Genomic DNA, 18,627 nt, shown 5'->3' on the forward strand with positions numbered 1-18,627 from the left:
TGTCCATCCTCATGAATTACCAATCCAGAGTCACCGTCAGGGTGTCTGTGTAGATGCCGGCCGGTAGGGCCCTGGTATTCGCCACCACCGAGCCGAATACCGGGATCGGTACCTGTGCGCCCTTGGTCACGACGAAATTGCGTTGCTGGCCGATGCTGTAGGTGCTTCGGCCCGCAGGATCGGCCGACAGCCGATACGGTATGGTTTGCCGGCCATTGCTCAAGCGCCGGGTGATGCCGTCGCCATGGGCGCCGCCGTCGATGGTCACGGTGAAACTGCTCACCACCGACGGGTTGCAGGACACCGCGAGCGCGGCCTTGTCGCCATCACTGATGCCGGCACCCAGGCCCTTGTCCCAAGTGGGTCCGTGGCTGCCGAAATCCAGCAAGGCCGAGCCGCCATCCGGGCTCACCGGCGCGCTGTCGTTGCCTTTGCTTACCTGGCAACTGGCAGTGATCACCAGCCGTGCGTGAATCTGCCCGGCGACCGCCGCCTGGGCGTCCTCGGCCAGGAGCAACAGGCCGCCCAGCGCGATGCAGGCCAGGGCGCGGCTTACCATGTCACCGTCACTTTGAGCAGGTCGGAATAACGCCCCACGGCCGGTATTTCCTTGAGCGGCTCGATGCGTCCATAAAGTGGCAAGTCCACCGTGCCGGAATCGGGCACGCGGCCGCTCAACGGTACGTCCACGGCCAAGGGGATGCGGCGTGCGGCATCGGCATAAATTCGATAGGGAATGGGTTTGATCGAGGGGGCAGCAGCGCCCAGGTAACGTACTTCGCCGATGCCGCCATGCAGGCCGCCGTCGACACGCATCTGATACGGCGTATCCGGGTTGCACTCCAGGCGTGGCTGGCGCTGGCTGATCAAGGCTGCACTCAACGGGCCTGCCGGGTCATCCAGCCGGGAGCCGCTGCCGAAATCCAGTACGCCGAGCTGCTCGATCCCTGCTTCACGCGTGGTGCCGACCAACTGGCACCCCCGCTGCACGTCGATACGCACCTCAACCTGGAGCTGTGCACCATAAACCGTGTTGCAGAGCATCGCGCTCATAATTGCCAAGACTGCGTGTCCCTTCACTGCCCCAAATCCTTATACAGGGGTGACTGCTGTGTATGAGGTTAGTCACTTGAAGGGAATCCGCCAGTCAGGTCGGTGTTTTGGATCCATTGACCCATGCCTTTTCCAGATAGCTCGCGCCGTGCTTCTCTATTGGTCAAACCGCAACCGGCGCTCTAAAGTGAGCGACCACCGAAACACAGAGTGACTGACATTGGCTGCTTTACCGCCCCTGCTCAAACGGTTGCTGGGTAAACCCGCGGCGACCACCGCCGCCCTCGGTATCAGCGCATTCTTCCAGGGCAAGGCCCGGCAACAGGGCTATACCCTCAGCCCAAGCCAGCAACAGGTGATCGAGACCATGGCCCGGCAAACCGACCATCTGCTGGCCGGGCGCCCTACCCGCAGCCTGTACCTGCACGGCGCCGTCGGCCGGGGCAAGAGCTGGTTGCTGGACGGCTTTTTCCAGGCGTTGCCGATTGCCGAGAAACAGCGCGTGCACTTCCACGACTTTTTCGCCCGTCTGCACCAGGGAATGTTTGCCCATCGCCAGCAGCGCGATGCCTTGGCCGTGACCCTGGATGAGTTGCTCGATGGCTGCCGCGTACTGTGCTTCGACGAGTTTCACGTACATGATATCGGCGATGCGATGCTGATCAGCCGCCTGTTCAAGGCCCTGTTCCGGCGTGGAGTCTGGGTGCTGGTAACCTCCAATTATCCGCCCGCCGGGTTGCTGCCGAACCCCTTGTACCATCAGCGGTTCAAGCCGGTGATCGAGCTGATCAGCGCGCGCATGGACGTCATGGAAGTCAGCGCCCCCCAGGATTTTCGCAGCCTGGCCCAGGCCCATGGCGATCAGCGGTTCAGCGCTGGCCAGTTCGTGTGGCCGGGGACTGCCGCGCAACGCCAAGCCCTGGGCCTGCCGTCAGTGGATCAGGCCCCGGTCAGCCTGACCGTCGGAGCCCGGCAATTGACTGCCCGCTGGCACCAGGACCGCAGCATTGCCTTCACCTTCAGCGACCTGTGCGAACAACCGACCGCCGTCATGGACTACCTGCAGCTGTGCCGCGACTATGAACGCTGGATCATCGACGGCCTGCCGCACCTGGCGGACTGTCCGATTGCCGCCCAGCAACGGTTCATCAACCTGGTGGACGTGCTCTACGACCAGGACAAGCAATTGGTGCTGATCGGCGAGCAGCCGCTGGAGCAATCCCTGAGCGGCCAGGCCATCGATTTGGCGCGCACCGCCAGCCGCCTGGGGCAGTTGCAGAAGATCGGGCCGCAACCCGCTATCATGAGCGCCATTCACGCCCCTATTGCCGAGTGACGCGCCGTTCATGGATACCCTTGCCCAACTCAAGGCCGGCCAACTGGCCGGTATCAAACGCCTGGACCTGCGCTGTGGGCTGACCGAGTTCCCTCGGGAAATCTTCGACCTGGCCGACTCCCTGGAAATCCTCAACCTGACCGGCAATGCCCTGAGCAGCCTGCCGGATGACCTGCACCGCCTGCCCCATTTGCGCGTGCTGTTCTGTTCGGAAAACGCCTTTACCGAACTGCCGCAATGCCTGGGCCAGTGCGCGCAGTTGAGCATGATCGGCTTCAAGTCGAACCAGATCAGCAGTGTCCCGGCGACGTCGCTGCCACCCTTGCTGCGCTGGCTGATCCTCACCGATAACCACATCAGCCAATTGCCGGACGAACTGGGTGAACGGCCTTTGCTGCAAAAACTGATGCTGGCCGGTAACCACCTGGAGCAGTTGCCGCAAAGTCTCGCCCAGTGCAAAAACCTCGAATTGATCCGCATCGCTTCCAACCGCATGACCCGCCTGCCGGACTGGTTACTGGGTTTGCCGAGCCTGACCTGGCTGGCCTACGCCGGTAATCCGGTAGAGATGGCCGTGGAAGAGGCCCGCCATGACGCGACGCCAAACATTCCCTGGTCCGAGCTGGAATTGAGCGAAGTGCTGGGGGAAGGCGCTTCCGGAATCATCCGCAAGGCGTACTGGGCCCCGTCAAACGGGCCGGTCAAGGCGGTCGCGGTCAAACTCTATAAAGGCAGCATTACCAGTGACGGCTCGCCCCTGCACGAAATGCACGCCTGCATCGCCGCCGGACTGCATGCCAACCTGATCAAGGTAGAAGGCCGTGTCGTCGACCACCCGGAAGGCCAGGCGGCGCTGGTGATGCAACTGATCGAACCGAGCTACCGCAACCTCGCGGCCCTGCCGAGCCTGGCGTCGTGCACCCGGGATATCTACGAGCCCACCACCCGTTTCAGCGCGGATGTGGCGCTGCGCATGGCCCGGGGCATCGCCTCGGTGGCGGCGCACCTGCACGCGCAAGGCATCACCCACGGTGATCTGTACGGCCACAACATTCTGTGGAATGAAGCCGGTGAATGTCTGCTTGGGGACTTTGGTGCAGCGTCGTTTCACGCCACGGTCGACAGCCAGGAAACCCGCGCGTTGCAGCGCATCGAAGTCAGGGCGTTCGGGGTGTTGCTGGGGGAATTGCTGGAAAGGATTGATGCGGGGTTGAGCGAGGAAAAGCGCGTGGCGCTGGAAGCCTTGCGGGACAACTGCTGCCAGCCGGATGTGCTGGCCCGGCCCGGGTTCGAGGAAATCACAAGCTTGTTGCAGTCTTCCAAACTCCGCTAAACCCAATGTGGGAGCGGGCTTGCTCGCGAATGCGGTGTGTCAGTCAATACATGCTTGGCTGGTACACCGTATTCGCGAGCAAGCCCGCTCCCACATTTGGACCGGGTTCACATCAAATCAGAATCAACCCGCCAACCCGACGAACATGTCCTGCACGTCGTCATGGTTGTCCAAGCCTTCCAGGAAGGCTTCGACTTCGGCCATCTGCTCATCGCTCAAGCCACTCACCGGGTTCTTCGCGATGTAGCCGAGCTTGGCCGACAGCACGGTGAAGCCCTGCTCCGGCAAGGCTTTCTGCACGGCGTCCAGGTCGGTGGTCTCGGTGATGAACAGGGTCGTGCCCTCTTCTTCGCCTTCCTCGAAATCCTGGGCACCGGCTTCAATCGCGGCCATTTCCGGATCGGCTTCCGGGCTGTCCGGCGAGGCTTCGATCAGGCCCACATGGTTGAAGTCCCAGGCCACGGAGCCGGAAGCGCCGAGTTGGCCCTTGCGGAACGCCACGCGGATTTCCGCCACGGTGCGGTTGATGTTGTCGGTCACGCATTCAACGATCAGCGGCACCTGGTGCGGGGCAAAACCTTCGTAGGTTACGCGGTGGTATTGCACGGTCTCACCGAGCAGACCGGCGCCTTTCTTGATCGCGCGTTCCAGGGTTTCCTTGGGCATCGAGGCCTTTTTGGCCTGCTCCACCACCAGGCGCAAGTGTGCGTTGGTGGCGGTGTCGGCACCGTTGCGGGCGGCAATGGTGATCTCTTTCACCAGCTTGCCGAAGATCTTGCCCTTGGCATTGGATGCCGCTTCTTTATGTTTGACTTTCCACTGTGCGCCCATGACTCACTCTCTTCTGTCCATCGCGCCGAAACGTCTACTGGCCGGCGCTTTGGGGGCAGAGTTTATAGCGCTGAAACACTCTAATCCACCAAAAAACCGGCCATGCCCCTCAGGTCCGCAAGGGATTGATTGCGCGTTCACGGTCGGGCACGAAGTCACCCACCTGCGCCAGCACCGCCGGCCTGGCGTTCCAGTACGGCATCAACACCAGGGAGGAAAACAGCGCGGCACCGGCAAACACGATAAACACCGTGACCGTGTCGAAGTAGCCCGGCAGCAAGCCGCCAAGGATCGCCCCCACCGAACCGCAGCCGTTGACGAACCCCGCCGCCGTCGCGCCGGCCTTGGCGGTGCCGAAGTCGATGGCGGCGGTGCTGCTGATCATCGAGTCCGGCCCGTACAGGGTCAGGCCCATCACAAACAGCAGCGCCATCACCAGCGCCACACTGCCGGTGTGCAAGGCGCCCATGAACAACGCCAGGGCCACGGTCAGCGCCAGCAGGCTGAGGACACAGGCCGGCATGCGCCGGGCGCCGAACAGTTTGTCGGACGCCATGCCGATCATGATCGGCCCCAGCAACCCCGCCAGCTCGAACGCCGTCGGCACAATCGCCGCGCCGACCTTGCCCACCGACGGCATCTGCTCATACACAATTACCGGCCCCCACAACAGGATCGCGTAACGCGCCGGTTTCAACAGAAAGTACGCCAGCCCCAGGGTCAACACAGTACGGTTGCGCAAGATGGCCCGCAGCGGCTCCAGCACACTGGCGTTCTTCTCGGCGGCAGTCTGTTCCGGTTCCGGCTCCACTGCCGGTAACCCCACATCCTGTGGCGTGTTGCGCTGGAAAATGAAAAACAGCACCGCGACCACGAAGACCACAGCCGCACTGGAGATAAATGCCGCATGCCAGGTGCCGATCAGCGTATACGCCCACCATCCGGCAAACGGCGACGCCACCAGGCCACCAAAGGCGTAGCACGAGCTCCATAAACCCAGCACCCGGCCACGCTGCTGCGCCGGGAAGAAACTGCCAAGGTTCTTGCACAGCCCGGACCAGCCGGTGGACTGGGCCAGGCCCTGGATCAACATGCACGTGACAAAGATCGGTAACGTGGCAAACGTGCCCATCACCAGGGCGGCGGCGGCTGAAATCAGCAACCCGCCGAGTACCACCACACGCGGCCCGAAACGGTCGGCGAGCATGCCCCAGGTGAATTGGCCAACGGCGTAGGCCGCCAGGTAAATGCCATCCAGGTTGGCCATCATCATCTTGTCCAGCGGGAAACTCGGGTCGTCGACGATCCCCAGCTTGGCCACCGAAAAAGCCTTGCGGGTGAAATAGAAGGCCGCGTACGCCAGCCAGGTGATGGCGAAAATCTGCACGCGCCAACGCTTGATGTGACTCAAGGGAGTATTCATGGTGGTTCTGACCTCGGGTGTGAGTGTGCCGGCAGAATGAAAAGCAAACGCCTGTATTTTTATTGTTGAGCACTGCAGTACCGGCGCTTGGAGGGGCGCGGTATTGGTCAGATGAGTCCCGCTGGTGAGCACGCAGAAGACCCATGGCCGCCGAAGGTGTAGGACTCGACCTACGGCGACTGGGGCTATCAAAGCAATGGCTGACTAATAGGTAAAATCGATTTATCGTATTTCAAATATAAGCTGAGCTTGTAAGAGGATTCGCGATGTCGGTGTCTCACGCGCAACTCAAAGCCTTCCATGCGGTGGCCGTACACGGCAGTTTTACCCACGCCGCCGAACGCTTGTTCCTCAGCCAGCCGGCCATTTCCGACCAGGTGCGCAAGCTTGAGGAACGTTTCGGCGTGCTGCTGTTTCATCGCAACAAACGTTCGGTGCGCTTGACCGACCTCGGCGAGCGCCTGTTGAGCATCACCCAGCGTCTGTTTGCCGTCGCGGCGGAAGCCGAAGAGCTGTTGCAGGATTCCCGCGCCTTGCAAACCGGCACCCTGACACTCGCGGTGGACGCCCCGGTGCATGTGCTGCCGCAGATTGCGCGCTTCTGCCAGTTGTACCCAGGCATCAGCGTGAAGATCGAAACCGGCAACACCGATGAATCACTGTTTCGCCTGTACAACTACCAGGCCGACCTCGCGCTGCTGGGGCGCGATGTGGACGACGAGCGGCTGCTGTCACTGCCGCTGCCCGATGACCAATTGCTCGCGTTTGTCGCCCGCAACCACCCGTGGGCGGGCCGCGAGTCGATCTGCCTGGCGGACCTGGACGATACGCCGCTGGTGTTGCGGGAAATCGGCTCGGTGACCCGCCAGACCCTGGAGCAGGAAATGCACCAGGCCGGGCTGCGCATTCGCCCGGCGATCCAGGTGGAAGGCCGCGAAGCCGCGCGGGAGGCGGTGGTGGTGGGGATTGGCGTGGGCGTGGTGTCGGCTGCGGAGTTTGGCGCAGATTCGCGGGTGTATGCGATGCCGATCCGTGACTGTACGCAGCGGATGAAGGAAACACTGGTGTGCTTGAAGGAGCAGAGTTCGCGGCGGGTGGTGGCGACGTTTCTGGAGATTGTGCGGGAAAGTTTGCGGTGAAGTTGAGGGCCCCTTCGCGAGCAAGCCCGCTCCCACATTTGACCGAGTTCTACCGATGGAACGCGGTCGAATGTGGGAGCGGGCTTGCTCGCGAAGGGGCCAACTAGATCTCAAGCCAACACCCTCTAAGGCGCCAACTCGAAAAACGCCTGAATCAACCGCAACTCCCGGCGCCGCTCCATGCACCCGATCACATGCCGGTTCACCAGCCCCTCGCCCTGGATCGGAATCGCGTGCACCCGCGGATCCCGGCTGACTTCCATCGACGACACCACCCCAACCCCCAACTCGGCCGCCACCGCTTCCGTCACCGCCTCACGGCTGTCCAGTTCCAGCAACACCCGGGGCTGCACGCCGGCCTGGGCGCAGGCATCGTCAAAGGTCCGCCGCGTGATCGAGCTGGGTTCACGCAACACCATGATCACCTGATCCAATTGCTCCAGCCGAATCCCCGCAGGCTCCGCCAGCCACGGATGCCCCGCAGGCACCAACGCGCAAATCCGTGACTCGATCAACGGCTGCAAGTGCAGGCCCTTGCGCGGCTCCACCTCGGTCAACACCGCCACGTCAGCCCGCTCCGACAACAGCGCCGCGAGGGTTTCCTGCGCATTGCCCAGGCGCAAATTGACAGTAATCCCCGGATACCGCTGCCGTAGGCTGGCCAGCATCGGCATGACCATGTGCGGCCCATCCGCCGCCACTTCCAGGCGCCCGGTAAGTAATTGCCGGTTGGCCTCCAGCAACGTCTGCGCCTCTTCCACCAGGCCGAAGATCGCCCGGGTGATCGCCGCGAGTTTGGTGCCCTCCTCGGTCAACTCCACCCGCCGCGCGGTACGCCGCAGCAGCGCGATCTGGTAGTGCTCCTCCAGCGCCTTGATATGCCCGGTCACCGCCGGCTGGCTGATGAACAGGCGCTCGGCCGCCCGGGTAAAACTGCCCTCGCGGGCCACCGCATCAAACGCACGCAGTTGAAACAGGTTCATAGCTATCGGCCTCACTGATAGCTCGCATAACAACAAACAATTTGATTGATGACAAGCCAAGCTGCAATTTAGGCGCCGTAACTTCATCCCAATGTTTTGCGAGGACACACGAATGAGCACTGCCGCGCCGATCCTGCTGACCCCGGGGCCCTTGACCACCTCGGCCCGCACCCGCCAGGCCATGATGGTCGACTGGGGTTCATGGGATGACCGCTTCAATCAACTGACCGCCAGTCTTTGCGAGCAACTGCTGGTGATCGTCAACGGCACCGCCAGCCACCATTGCGTGCCATTGCAAGGCAGCGGCACCTTTGCCGTGGAAGCGGCCATCGGCACCCTCGTGCCACGGGACGGCAAGGTGCTGGTGCTGATCAACGGCGCCTACGGCAAGCGCCTGGCGAAGATTTGCGAAGTGCTCGGCCGCGAGTTCAGTACCTTTGAAACTGCCGAGGACGAACCCACCACCGCCGCCGACGTCGACCGCCTGTTGCACGCCGACAAGGGCATCACCCACGTCGCACTGATCCATTGCGAAACCAGCACCGGGATTCTCAACCCGTTGCCCGAGATCGCCCAGGTCATCGCCCGCCACGGCAAGCGCCTGATTATCGACGCCATGAGTTCCTTCGGCGCGCTGCCGATCGACGCCCGAGAGGTGCCGTTCGACGCGCTGATCGCCGCCTCCGGCAAGTGCCTGGAAGGCGTACCGGGGATGGGTTTTGTGTTCGCTGAAAAGCAGGCGCTGGCTGCAGCCCAAGGCAACTGCCACTCCCTGGCGATGGACCTTTTCGACCAGCACAGCTACATGGCCAAGACCGGCCAATGGCGCTTCACACCGCCGACCCACGTGGTGGCGGCGCTGCACGAAGCGCTGCTGCAATACAACGAAGAAGGCGGCCTGCCCGCCCGGCACCAGCGCTACGCCGACAACTGCCAGGCATTGCTGGACGGCATGGCCGAACTGGGCCTGCGCAGCTTCCTGCCCGCCGCGATCCAGGCGCCGATCATCGTTACCTTCCACGCGCCGAAAGACCCGCGCTACCAGTTCAAGGAGTTCTACGAACGGGTCAAGGCCAAGGGCTTCATCCTTTATCCCGGCAAATTGACTCGGGTGGAAACCTTCCGCGTGGGCTGCATCGGCCATGTGAACCAGGCCGAGATGCAAGCCGCGGTCGCGGCGGTGGCCGAGGTGCTGCAAGAAATGAACGTGCTCGACATCTGACTGCCCACTACTCACAGGATCTGAACCATGAACTACGCAAACCCAACCCAGCTTCAAGCCGCGATCCTCGACTGGGCCGGCACCGTGGTCGATTTCGGCTCGTTCGCGCCCACGCAGATTTTTGTCGAAGCCTTCGCCGAGTTCGACGTGCAGGTCTCCATCGAGGAAGCCCGTGGCCCGATGGGCATGGGCAAGTGGGACCACATCCGCACCCTGTGCGACCAGCCGCAGGTGGCCGAGCGTTACCGCAAGGCCTTCGGCCGCACACCGACTGACGATGATGTGACCGCCATCTACCAGCGCTTCATGCCGCTGCAGATCGAGAAGATCGCCGAGCACTCGGCATTGATCCCCGGTGCCCTGGACACTATCGCCAACCTGCGCCAGCAAGGGATCAAGATCGGTTCGTGCTCCGGCTACCCCAAGCAGGTGATGGACAAGGTTGTCGAACTGGCTGCCACCAATGGCTATATCGCCGACCACGTGGTCGCCACCGACGAAGTACCCAACGGCCGACCATGGCCGGCCCAGGCCCTGGCCAACGTGATCGCCCTCGGGATCGATGACGTAGCGGCCTGCGTGAAGATCGACGACACCGTGCCGGGCATCCTCGAAGGCCGTCGCGCCGGGATGTGGACCGTGGCGCTGACCTGCTCGGGCAACGCCCTGGGCCTGACCTACGAACAGTTCCGCGCCCTCGACGCCGGCACACTCGCCAGCGAACGCACGCGTATCCAGGCCATGTTCGAAGGCTCGCGCCCACACTACATGATCGACACCATCACCGACCTGCCTGCGGTGATCGCCGACATCAACGAGCGCCTGGCACGGGGTGAAATGCCGCAGGGCAACTGATCGGTGTCAAAACATCGCTTCTTCGTCTTCCTCTCACGGGCAAACCTCGTAAAACAGGCTTACATTGAAAGGACTCCGTCGCGAAAGAACGGAGGTTTGCCCTGATGAGTGAGGAAGAAAGCGATGCCCTGGAAAAATTCCGATACGCGTTACAGCACCATGTCGATTGCGTTGCACTGGCTGATGGTGGTGCTGCTGGCGGTGGTCTACGCCTGCATTGAGTTACGCGGGCAGTTTCCCAAAGGCAGCGGCGCACGTACGTTGATCGTGGAAATGCACTTCATGTTCGGCCTGACGGTGTTTGTGCTGGTATGGCTACGGTTGTTCGCCCGCAGCCTGGGCGTGGCACCGAAGATCGTCCCTGCCCCGCCGCAATGGCAAACCCTCCTCGCTACCCTGATGCACATGGCGCTGTACGCCTTGATGATCGGCATGCCCATCGCCGGCTGGCTGATCGTCAGCGCCGAGGGGCATTCGGTGATGTTCTACGGCATCGAGTTGCCGCCGCTGATTGCCGAGAACAAAGCGTTGGCCAAGGAAATTGAAAACTGGCACGTGCTGTTCGGCAAGATCGGCTACTGGCTGATCGGGCTGCATGCGTTGGCCGGATTGGCCCATCACTATGTGCTGCGAGACAACACTGCATTGAGAATGATGCCCGGCAAGAGAGGGAACCTTCAGTAAGCCCACGGATTGAATGTGGCAGCTGGCTTGTGGGGGAGCTGGCTTGCCTGCGATAGCATCACCTCGGTGCCACTGATACACCGCGGTGTCTGCATCGCAGGCAAGCCAGCTCCTACATTAACCGGGTGCAACAGGGAAACCCCGGCGGCCCTGCAGGCCGCCGGTGTGGACGAAGATCAGGCGGGTGCCGGGGGAAAATCTCCCAGCTTCAATCTGTTGTTTCAACGACAATAACGCCTTGCCGGTATACAGCGGCTCCAGCGCCAGGCCACAGGCTTGCTCGGTAGCGTCGATAAAGGCCAGCAACTCGGGATCAACCTTGGCAAAGCCGCCCCGGCTGGCCTCCAGCAATTCATAACCCTGCTGCACAAGCGCCTGCACCTGTTGCGCCACCCCGTGGTCGTCGGGCACCGCCAGGGCGCCATATACCGGATGCGCGCCCGCCTCCGCCAGCACCAATCCCGCCAATGTAGTACCGGTGCCTGCCGCCAGCCACCAACCGTGATAGTCCGTCCAGCCCAGGCCGTTTAATTGTGCCCGCGCCTGACTCACCAAAACCCCGCAACCCAACGCGCCAGCCAGGCCCCCGCCGCCTTCAGGTACCGGGTGCAGGTGCGGATACTGCTCGCGCCAGGGCAGCCAGAAGTCCGGCTCATTGCGCGCGCGATAGCCGCCATACCCCAGCCAATGCAGTTGCATGCCGAAGGCCTTGAGGTCGAGCACCGTGGGAGTGTCTTGCGGATGGCCACGCAGCAAGCCAACGGTAGGAAAGCCGAAGCGTTTCCCGGCCGCCGCCAGTGCATGCAGGTGATTGGAGTAAGCGCCGCCCAGGCTGATGATCCCGCTGGCGCCCGCCGCCCGGCCTTGCGCCAGGTGCTCGGTGAGCTTGAACCACTTGTTGCCGCTGATCAGCGGGTCGATGCGATCCAGGCGCAGCACGGCGACTTCCACCGGCCCCATCCAGTCAAGCTTCAGGGGTTCAAGGGGCGCGTGGGGGAGCCAGTCGAAAGGACCCATGAGGGCGGTTCTGCACAAGAAAAGGGGCGGTAGTCTACCACCGCCCCTTTTACGTGTTTACAGCTCGGCCGCCAGGCGCGAACCCTGGTTGATGGCGCGCTTGGCATCCAGCTCGGCCGCCACGTCCGCACCGCCGATCAGGTGCACGTTCTGCCCGGCCGCCACCAGGCCGTCCTGCAATTCCCGCAGCGGGTCCTGCCCGGCGCAGATCACGATGTTGTCCACCGCCAGCACCTTCGGTTCACCCTCGGCGCCGATGCGGATGTGCAGGCCCTCATCGTCGATCTTCAGGTACTCGACGCTGTTGAGCATCTGCACCTGCTTGTTCTTCAAGCCGGTGCGGTGGATCCAGCCGGTGGTCTTGCCCAGGCCGTCGCCGACCTTGGAGGTCTTGCGCTGCAACAGGAACACTTCACGCGCCGGCGCATGGCGCTCGGGCTTGATCCCGGCCACACCGCCGCGGGCTTCCAGGTGGGTGTCGATGCCCCACTCTTTCCAGAACGCCTCGCGGTCCAGGCTGGTGGACACGCCCTGGTGCACGAGGAATTCCGAGACGTCAAAACCGATACCGCCGGCACCGATCACCGCCACGCGATGGCCCACCGGCTTACGCTCCAGGATCACGTCGAGGTAGCTCAATACCTTGGCGTTTTCCACGCCGGGAATCGCCGGAATACGCGGCGCGATGCCGGTCGCGAGGATGATCTCGTCATAACCGCCCGCAACAAGCTGCTCAACGTCGACCCGAGTATTCAGGCACAGTTCGACGTGAGTGGTCTGCAACTTGCGCTTGAAGTAGCGCAGGGTCTCGAAGAACTCTTCCTTGCCCGGCACACGCTTGGCGATGTTGAACTGGCCGCCGATCTCGCTGGCCGAATCGAACAGCGTCACCTGATGCCCACGCTCGGCGGCGACGGTGGCGGCCGCCAGGCCCGCAGGACCGGCACCGACCACGGCGATTTTCTTGATCTGCTTGACCGGCAGGTAGTTGAGCTCGGTCTCGTAGCACGCACGCGGGTTGACCAGGCAGGTGGTCAGCTTGCCGCCGAAGGTGTGGTCCAGGCAGGCCTGGTTGCAGCCGATGCAGGTGTTGATCTCATCGGCGCGGCCTTCGGCAGCCTTGTTGACGAAGTCCGGGTCGGCGAGGAATGGGCGAGCCATCGAGACCATGTCGGCATCGCCTTCGGCCAAAATCTGCTCGGCGATTTCCGGGGTGTTGATCCGGTTGGTGGTGATCAACGGAATCTGCACCGCACCGCGCAACTTCGCGGTGACCTTGCTGAACGCGCCACGCGGCACCTTGGTGGCGATGGTCGGGATCCGCGCTTCGTGCCAGCCGATGCCGGTGTTGATGATGGTTGCACCGGCCTGCTCGATGGCCTTGGCCAACTGCACGATCTCTTCCCAGGTGCTGCCGCCTTCTACCAGGTCGAGCATCGACAGGCGGAAGATGATGATGAAATTCGGGCCTACGGCTTCGCGCACCCGGCGCACGATTTCCACCGGCAGACGCATGCGGTTTTCGTAGCTGCCACCCCAACGGTCGGTGCGGTGGTTGGTGTGGGCGGCGAGGAACTGGTTGATGAAGTAGCCTTCCGAACCCATGATTTCCACGCCGTCGTACTCGGCGACCTGGGCCAGCACCGAGCAGGTGACGAAATCATTGATCTGTTTTTCGATGCCTTCTTCGTCCAGCTCTTTGGGCTTGAACGGGTTGATCGGCGCCTGGATCGCGCTCGGTGCCACCTGCTTCGGGCTGTAGGCATAACGCCCGGCGTGGAGGATCTGCATGCAGATCTTGCCGCCCGCCTCATGCACCGCCTGGGTGACGATCTTGTGCTTCTGCGCTTCTTCGTCGGTGGTCAGCTTGGCCGCACCGCCATACACCCCGCCTTCATCGTTGGGGCCAATGCCGCCGGTGACCATCAGGCCCACGCCGCCACGGGCACGTTCGGCAAAATAGGCCGCCATGCGCTCGAAGCCGCCGGGTTTCTCTTCAAGGCCGGTGTGCATCGAGCCCATCAGGGTACGGTTGCGCAGGGTGGTAAAACCCAGGTCCAACGGGGCCAGCAAGTGCGGGTAGGCAGCAGCGGTCATGGTACAGCTCCACAACGGATCATCACGGGACGTGGAGCGCTCGAATGGCACTCCATCGGTTTATGTCCCACAGACTAAGAGTCCGCCGGCTGGCGCTCAATGACCGTAAGTGACAACTTAATGATCAAAGTGCGCAGCAGAAAGCATGGCAGCGGTAATTTTCTCCTGTTTCTGCCCCTGCCCGATCATCCAGCGTTGAAACCCGCGGCACTGCTGTTTGTGCAGGGTATTGGGGTGCCAACTCAGGTAGTACGGCGCCGCCAGCGGCACGGCGAACCGCCAGGAAATCACCAGCCGACCGGCGCGCAGGTCCCCGGCGATCATTGAGAACTGCGCCAGCACGATGCCTTGCCGGTCGATGGCCGCCTGGATCGCGGTAATCGATGATGAATAATTGCGGCGGATCACGATGGGCTGGCCGGTTTGCCCTTCCAGCTCGCTGAACCATTGGGTCCACGAAGGCGGCGAATCGAATTTGGGCCGCGAGTCGATGCCGATCAGCCGGTAATCGAGCAAGTCCCGCGCGCACGCAACCCGTTCCAGCAACTGCGGTGAACAGGTGGGCACCACACAATCGCGGAACAGCGGCACGCTATGCCCGGCATGCTCGGGGTGCTCGCCATAACCGATGCGAAAGTCGGCACTTTCCTCCCCCGATGCATCATCGAGGGTGCTGTCGAGGTAGATGTCCAGGTCGGTTTCGTCATGCCCCCACTCGTCGATCAGCGGCGACAGCCATTTGGTCATCAGCGAAGGCAGGCAACTGATATACAGGTTGTTGGGATTCTTCGCCCGCTCGGCCTCGGCCACCGCCAGCCTGAGTTCTTCGAACGCCGCGGTGCAGCGGGCGTGCAGGCGTTCGCCGACGCTGTTCAAGCGCAGGCGCTGGCCGTCCTTGAGCGTCAGCTTCATGCCAAGGGCATCTTCGAGCAGTTTCATTTGCTGGCTGACAGCGCCCACCGAGATCCCCAGGCGAATCGCCGCCTGGGACATACCGGCGCAGTGGCCCACCACTTCAAACACTTGCAACGCGCGCAACGGCGGTAAACGGCTCATGGGGGAATCTCGCGACTTCAGCAGTTTAGATTTTCTACTAAAAATAACAGAAAACCCCATATTTTCTTCAGCTAGTGCAACCCGTAGAGTGAAACCACTTCCCCCCCATTGCGTTACGCCCTGCTGGAGTCGCTGATGAAAACCCTGCCTGAACAAATTACCCATGTCGTGTTAGGCGACAGAGAACCCAGCATCGAAGAGTTCGTGGCGATCGCCCGCTATTCGGCCACTGTTTCGTTTGCCGACAGTTACAAGAACCGGGTTAAAAAGTCCCGTGGGTTGATCGAGCGATTCCTCGATGAAAACCGTTTGGTGTACGGCGTGACCACCGGTTTTGGCGACAACGTGCGGCATGTGATCTCGCCGGAAAACGCCAAGGAACTGCAAGTCAACATCGTGCGTTCACACGCTGTTTCCGTCGGCGAGCCGCTGGTGCGTGAACAGGTGCGGGCGATCCAGTTGATGGTGTTGATCAGCCTGGGCAAAGGCTACTCCGGGGTGCGCCTGGAACTGCTGGAACTGATCGCCGGCCTGCTCAACCACGACGTGGTGCCCTTTGCGCCGGGCGAAGGCTCGGTGGGTTACCTCGCGGTAGAAGGCCACCTGGCCCTGGTGCTGCTCGGCGAAGGCCGCGCCAGCGTCAAGGGCGGTGCACTGGTGGATGGCGCAACCGCCCTGCAACAGGTCGGCCTGCAACCGACCGACCTGCAGTGCAAGGAAGGCCTGGCGATGTTGAACGGCACCACGTCGGTGACCGCCATCGCCACACTGGCGCTGTACAACGCGATGCAGGCTGCGGACCTGGCGGACGTGGCGGCGGCCATGTCGCTGGAGGCGCTCAAGGGCACCATCCGCGCGTTCGACCCGCGCTACCACTCGATCAAGGCTCACCCCGCACAGGCCGCAACCGCCGCCAATATCAAGGCTATCCTGCACGACAGCCAGCTCATCGCAGACAACATCGATTACCGCCTGCAGGACGTCTACAGCCTGCGTGCCATCCCCCAAGTGCATGGTGCTTCCCGGCAGTTCATCAACTACGCGCGGGAAACCATCGAACGCGAAATCAATTCTTCGGGCGACAACCCGGTGATTTTCCCGCTGGACGACGGTGACGGTATCGCGATTTCCGGCGCCAACTTCGACGGCACCTACATCGGGATTGCAGCCGACACACTGTGTGTGGCGCTGACCAACCTGGCGAAAATTTCCGAGCGCCGGACCGACCGCATGATCAACTCGCACTTCAGCGAAATGCCGGCCTTCCTGGTGCGCAACCCGGGCCTGAACAGCGGTTACATGATCGTCCAGTACACCGCCGCCGGGCTGTACGCCGAGATGAAAACCCTGTCGATGCCGTCGTCGATCGACAGCGTCTCGACGTGCGGCAACCAGGAAGACCCGGTCAGCCTGGCCTACAACGCGGTGATCAAGGCCTACAAAGTCTCGCAAAAACTCCAGTCGGTGATGGCCATCGAAGTGCTGGTCGCGTGCCAGGCCCTGGATTTCCACGATGTGAACAAGGCATCGACCGCGACCAAGGCGGTCTATGACCTGGTGCGCAGTGAAGTGCCGGTGGCGGATAACGACCGCGCGTTTTACGCTGACATGGCCAGTGTGATTGACCAGGTGCGCAGCGGGAAAATCAACGACCTGGTGGCCCATCACCTGAACTGACAACCACGCCGTCAAACGGCCTGCCCTCCTTTTCGGACGGCGGGCCTTTGCCATTTTTGGCGCAGACAAAGCGATACCCGGGGACTTTGCGAATGCTTCAACCCAAAGACGTTCTACACCTGCTCGATACCTGCTCCATTGCCTATGAATACGTGGAACACAGCGCCGTGCGCACCTGCGAAGAAGCCGACAAACTGGACATCGGGATCAGCGGGCAGGCGGTCAAGAACATCTTCCTGTGCGATGCCAAAGGCTTGAATCCCACCCTGGTGGTGCTCAAGAGCGAGCAGCGCCTGGACCTGCGTGCACTCTCGCAAACCCTCGGCCTCAAGAGCCTGAGATTCGCCTCGCCGCGCCGCCTGATGGAAACCCTGGGCGTGGAGCCGGGAGCGGTGTCATTGCTGGGGTTGTGCAATGACGTGCAGCGCGCCACCCAGGTTGTGATCGCCGAAGAGGTGTGGAACGGCGACAGGATTCTCTGCCATCCGCTGGTGAATACCGCGACCCTGTCGATCGCAGTCCGCGATATGGCGCGACTGCTTGAGCACCTGGGATTCACGCCAATACTCACCGCGAACCCTGCCCCCACGCCTGACACCTGACAGCGCACGGGTGGGTGCAAAACGCTACCTATCGACCCAAAACAGGGCGAAAAAACCGCGCACATTTTCTAACCATGTTTAATTTCCTTGAAAATCAACAGGTTATTTATTTTTAAAAGCTGGCAAATATTTTGCAATGACATGTATGTACATGTGGAGTCATGTGCAGACTGGAGAGCGAATCGGCCAGTCCCCAAACCTGTATGCGTTCGAGAAAAAAGTCCTAAGCCCACATCAAAACATTGGTAGGAAATAGAAATGACCGCTAAAAAATCGAATTGGTTAGGCTCTGTTGCTGTAGCGACCCTAGTGATGGCAAGTGCTTCCGGACTGCAGGCAAAGGACTGGACGTCCGTGAACATCGCGACCGAGGGCGCGTACGAGCCCTGGAACCTGACATTGCCAGGCGGGAAGATCAGTGGTTTCGAGCCTGAGCTGATGGACTACCTGTGCGCCAAGATGAAGCTGCAGTGCAAGATCACCGTGCAGAACTGGGATGGCATGATTGCCAGTCTCAACGCAGGGAAGTTTGATGTGTTGATGGATGCGATCGTTATCACTGACGACCGTAAGCAGGTCATGGATTTTTCGATTCCCTACGCGCAGACGCCGGCCAACTTTGTCGCGCAGGATGCGGCGTTGCTGCCGGGTAAAACCGGGGCGGCGAATGCGATTACGCTGAGTGCTGATCCGAAGGCGATTCACGATGCGATCGAGCCGTTGCGTCAGGCGCTGAAGGGTAAAACCATCGGGATCGCTTCAGGCATCATTTACACCAAGTTCATTGATGAGAACTTCAAGGACGTGGCGACGATTCGTGAGTACAACACGTCGGCCGATGCGATTCTTGATCTGCAATCGGGCCGTATTGACGCGATTTTTGATGACGTTACGTTCCTTGATTCGATCATGTCCAAGCCTGAGAACAAGGGGCTGGCGTATACCGGGCCGCAGATCAAAGGCCCTATCTGGGGTGATGGCGAGGGCCTGGGTTTTCGCAAGAGCGATCCGGAGTTGAAGGCCAAGTTTGATGCGGCTTTGAAAGAAGCGATTGCTGATGGGACTGTTAAGAAACTCAGCGAAAAATGGTTCAAGGTGGATTTGACGCCTAAGTCCTGAGGCGTTCCTGGTTGGGGTGGGGGCATATCCGTTATTTGGGTGATGGCTGAGATTGGTTCCGCTCTTACAGCGGCTCACTTTTGAAAAGCCGGAATGCCGGCCCAGTCAAAAGTAAGCAAAACGCTCTTGCCCCACCACTCGGCTCCTCGCCTAGGCTCGGAGTGCCCTCACTCCGGCTTTGGACCGTGGGCCGCCGTCAT

The 18,627-nt window shown here is 61.6% G+C and carries 17 protein-coding genes; 9 read left to right on the plus strand and 8 right to left on the minus strand.

The window, feature by feature from the left end:
- Positions 1-16: 16 nt before the first annotated feature.
- Together HX805_RS23730 and HX805_RS23735 are read right to left on the minus strand one after the other, a co-directional pair.
- Positions 17-559, minus strand: a complete 543-nt coding sequence (locus tag HX805_RS23730; RefSeq protein WP_177045422.1) for a spore coat U domain-containing protein — start codon at positions 557-559, stop codon at positions 17-19.
- A complete protein-coding gene (locus tag HX805_RS23735) occupies positions 553-1,044 on the minus strand; it encodes a spore coat U domain-containing protein (protein WP_218166240.1) in 492 nt (163 codons plus the stop codon). Before HX805_RS23735 ends, HX805_RS23730 begins: the two co-directional genes overlap by 7 nt.
- 229 nt (positions 1,045-1,273) lie before the next feature.
- On the opposite strand from HX805_RS23735, the gene zapE reads away from it, so the two are divergent.
- A complete protein-coding gene (gene zapE / locus HX805_RS23740) occupies positions 1,274-2,389 on the plus strand; it encodes a cell division protein ZapE (protein ID WP_177117340.1) in 1,116 nt (371 codons plus the stop codon).
- Between the two features lie 10 nt (positions 2,390-2,399).
- Positions 2,400-3,722, plus strand: coding sequence for a leucine-rich repeat-containing protein kinase family protein (locus HX805_RS23745; protein ID WP_177117341.1), 1,323 nt, complete (start codon positions 2,400-2,402; stop codon positions 3,720-3,722).
- Between the two features lie 123 nt (positions 3,723-3,845).
- On the opposite strand, the gene HX805_RS23750 is transcribed toward HX805_RS23745, so the two are convergent.
- On the minus strand, positions 3,846-4,553 hold the full coding sequence (locus HX805_RS23750) for a YebC/PmpR family DNA-binding transcriptional regulator (RefSeq protein WP_003212432.1): 708 nt from the start codon (positions 4,551-4,553) through the stop codon (positions 3,846-3,848).
- A gap of 109 nt (positions 4,554-4,662) precedes the next feature.
- Entirely contained in the window at positions 4,663-5,976 is a 1,314-nt protein-coding gene (locus HX805_RS23755) for an MFS transporter (RefSeq protein WP_102369529.1), read from the minus strand.
- Positions 5,977-6,242: 266 nt separating this feature from the next.
- Here HX805_RS23755 and HX805_RS23760 point away from each other — a divergent pair, with 266 nt between their 5' ends.
- Positions 6,243-7,115, plus strand: coding sequence for a LysR substrate-binding domain-containing protein (locus HX805_RS23760; RefSeq protein ID WP_003212428.1), 873 nt, complete (start codon positions 6,243-6,245; stop codon positions 7,113-7,115).
- Positions 7,116-7,240: 125 nt separating this feature from the next.
- Here the strand turns inward: HX805_RS23760 and HX805_RS23765 are convergent, their stop codons facing one another.
- Positions 7,241-8,098 (minus strand): LysR substrate-binding domain-containing protein, encoded by an 858-nt coding sequence (locus tag HX805_RS23765; RefSeq protein ID WP_003212427.1) that lies wholly within the window; start codon positions 8,096-8,098, stop codon positions 7,241-7,243.
- A gap of 112 nt (positions 8,099-8,210) precedes the next feature.
- Between HX805_RS23765 and HX805_RS23770 the strand changes: the two genes are divergently transcribed.
- The 3 genes from HX805_RS23770 to HX805_RS23780 all read left to right on the plus strand — a co-directional run bounded on the left by HX805_RS23770 (position 8,211) and on the right by HX805_RS23780 (position 10,859).
- Positions 8,211-9,320 carry a 2-aminoethylphosphonate--pyruvate transaminase gene (locus tag HX805_RS23770; RefSeq protein ID WP_177082032.1) on the plus strand — a complete coding sequence of 370 codons (1,110 nt, stop codon included), beginning with the start codon at positions 8,211-8,213 and terminating at the stop codon, positions 9,318-9,320.
- 27 nt (positions 9,321-9,347) lie between these two features.
- Complete coding sequence (gene phnX, locus HX805_RS23775; RefSeq protein WP_177082031.1) at positions 9,348-10,175, plus strand: phosphonoacetaldehyde hydrolase; 828 nt, start codon at positions 9,348-9,350, stop codon at positions 10,173-10,175.
- Between the two features lie 123 nt (positions 10,176-10,298).
- Positions 10,299-10,859: a cytochrome b gene (locus HX805_RS23780; protein WP_087694658.1), complete on the plus strand. Its 561-nt coding sequence runs from the start codon at positions 10,299-10,301 to the stop codon at positions 10,857-10,859.
- 117 nt (positions 10,860-10,976) lie between these two features.
- Here the strand turns inward: HX805_RS23780 and HX805_RS23785 are convergent, their stop codons facing one another.
- The 3 genes from HX805_RS23785 to HX805_RS23795 form a co-directional block, all read right to left on the minus strand.
- Positions 10,977-11,876, minus strand: coding sequence for a 1-aminocyclopropane-1-carboxylate deaminase/D-cysteine desulfhydrase (locus HX805_RS23785; protein WP_177082030.1), 900 nt, complete (start codon positions 11,874-11,876; stop codon positions 10,977-10,979).
- Between the two features lie 57 nt (positions 11,877-11,933).
- Complete coding sequence (locus HX805_RS23790; protein ID WP_087694656.1) at positions 11,934-13,973, minus strand: NADPH-dependent 2,4-dienoyl-CoA reductase; 2,040 nt, start codon at positions 13,971-13,973, stop codon at positions 11,934-11,936.
- 117 nt (positions 13,974-14,090) lie between these two features.
- Positions 14,091-15,029 carry a LysR substrate-binding domain-containing protein gene (locus tag HX805_RS23795; RefSeq protein ID WP_177117342.1) on the minus strand — a complete coding sequence of 313 codons (939 nt, stop codon included), beginning with the start codon at positions 15,027-15,029 and terminating at the stop codon, positions 14,091-14,093.
- Between the two features lie 135 nt (positions 15,030-15,164).
- Between HX805_RS23795 and hutH the strand changes: the two genes are divergently transcribed.
- The 3 genes from hutH (at position 15,165) to HX805_RS23810 (ending at position 18,427) form a co-directional block, all read left to right on the plus strand.
- A complete protein-coding gene (gene hutH, locus HX805_RS23800) occupies positions 15,165-16,706 on the plus strand; it encodes a histidine ammonia-lyase (RefSeq protein ID WP_177082028.1) in 1,542 nt (513 codons plus the stop codon).
- A gap of 92 nt (positions 16,707-16,798) precedes the next feature.
- Positions 16,799-17,308 (plus strand): prolyl-tRNA synthetase associated domain-containing protein, encoded by a 510-nt coding sequence (locus HX805_RS23805; RefSeq protein ID WP_177021343.1) that lies wholly within the window; start codon positions 16,799-16,801, stop codon positions 17,306-17,308.
- A 354-nt stretch (positions 17,309-17,662) separates the two neighbouring features.
- Positions 17,663-18,427, plus strand: coding sequence for a transporter substrate-binding domain-containing protein (locus HX805_RS23810; protein ID WP_003212408.1), 765 nt, complete (start codon positions 17,663-17,665; stop codon positions 18,425-18,427).
- The last annotated feature ends 200 nt before the right edge of the window (positions 18,428-18,627 follow it).

The sequence above is a fragment of the Pseudomonas sp. G5001 genome (assembly GCF_013385475.1).
Lineage (GTDB): Bacteria > Pseudomonadota > Gammaproteobacteria > Pseudomonadales > Pseudomonadaceae > Aquipseudomonas.

Excerpts from the sequence above, each read along its gene's own strand:
- HX805_RS23765 (WP_003212427.1), bottom strand. The coding sequence starts at position 8,098 with ATGAACCTGTTTCAACTGCGTGCGTTTGATGCGGTGGCCCGCGAGGGC.
- HX805_RS23795 (WP_177117342.1), bottom strand. The coding sequence starts at position 15,029 with ATGAGCCGTTTACCGCCGTTGCGCGCGTTGCAAGTGTTTGAAGTGGTG.
- HX805_RS23770 (WP_177082032.1), top strand. The coding sequence starts at position 8,211 with ATGAGCACTGCCGCGCCGATCCTGCTGACCCCGGGGCCCTTGACCACC.
- HX805_RS23780 (WP_087694658.1), top strand. The coding sequence starts at position 10,299 with ATGCCCTGGAAAAATTCCGATACGCGTTACAGCACCATGTCGATTGCG.
- HX805_RS23750 (WP_003212432.1), bottom strand. The coding sequence starts at position 4,553 with ATGGGCGCACAGTGGAAAGTCAAACATAAAGAAGCGGCATCCAATGCC.
- HX805_RS23755 (WP_102369529.1), bottom strand. The coding sequence starts at position 5,976 with ATGAATACTCCCTTGAGTCACATCAAGCGTTGGCGCGTGCAGATTTTC.
- hutH (WP_177082028.1), top strand. The coding sequence starts at position 15,165 with ATGAAAACCCTGCCTGAACAAATTACCCATGTCGTGTTAGGCGACAGA.
- HX805_RS23730 (WP_177045422.1), bottom strand. The coding sequence starts at position 559 with ATGGTAAGCCGCGCCCTGGCCTGCATCGCGCTGGGCGGCCTGTTGCTC.
- HX805_RS23735 (WP_218166240.1), bottom strand. The coding sequence starts at position 1,044 with ATGCTCTGCAACACGGTTTATGGTGCACAGCTCCAGGTTGAGGTGCGT.
- HX805_RS23805 (WP_177021343.1), top strand. The coding sequence starts at position 16,799 with ATGCTTCAACCCAAAGACGTTCTACACCTGCTCGATACCTGCTCCATT.
- HX805_RS23760 (WP_003212428.1), top strand. The coding sequence starts at position 6,243 with ATGTCGGTGTCTCACGCGCAACTCAAAGCCTTCCATGCGGTGGCCGTA.
- HX805_RS23745 (WP_177117341.1), top strand. The coding sequence starts at position 2,400 with ATGGATACCCTTGCCCAACTCAAGGCCGGCCAACTGGCCGGTATCAAA.
- HX805_RS23785 (WP_177082030.1), bottom strand. The coding sequence starts at position 11,876 with ATGGGTCCTTTCGACTGGCTCCCCCACGCGCCCCTTGAACCCCTGAAG.
- HX805_RS23790 (WP_087694656.1), bottom strand. The coding sequence starts at position 13,973 with ATGACCGCTGCTGCCTACCCGCACTTGCTGGCCCCGTTGGACCTGGGT.
- phnX (WP_177082031.1), top strand. The coding sequence starts at position 9,348 with ATGAACTACGCAAACCCAACCCAGCTTCAAGCCGCGATCCTCGACTGG.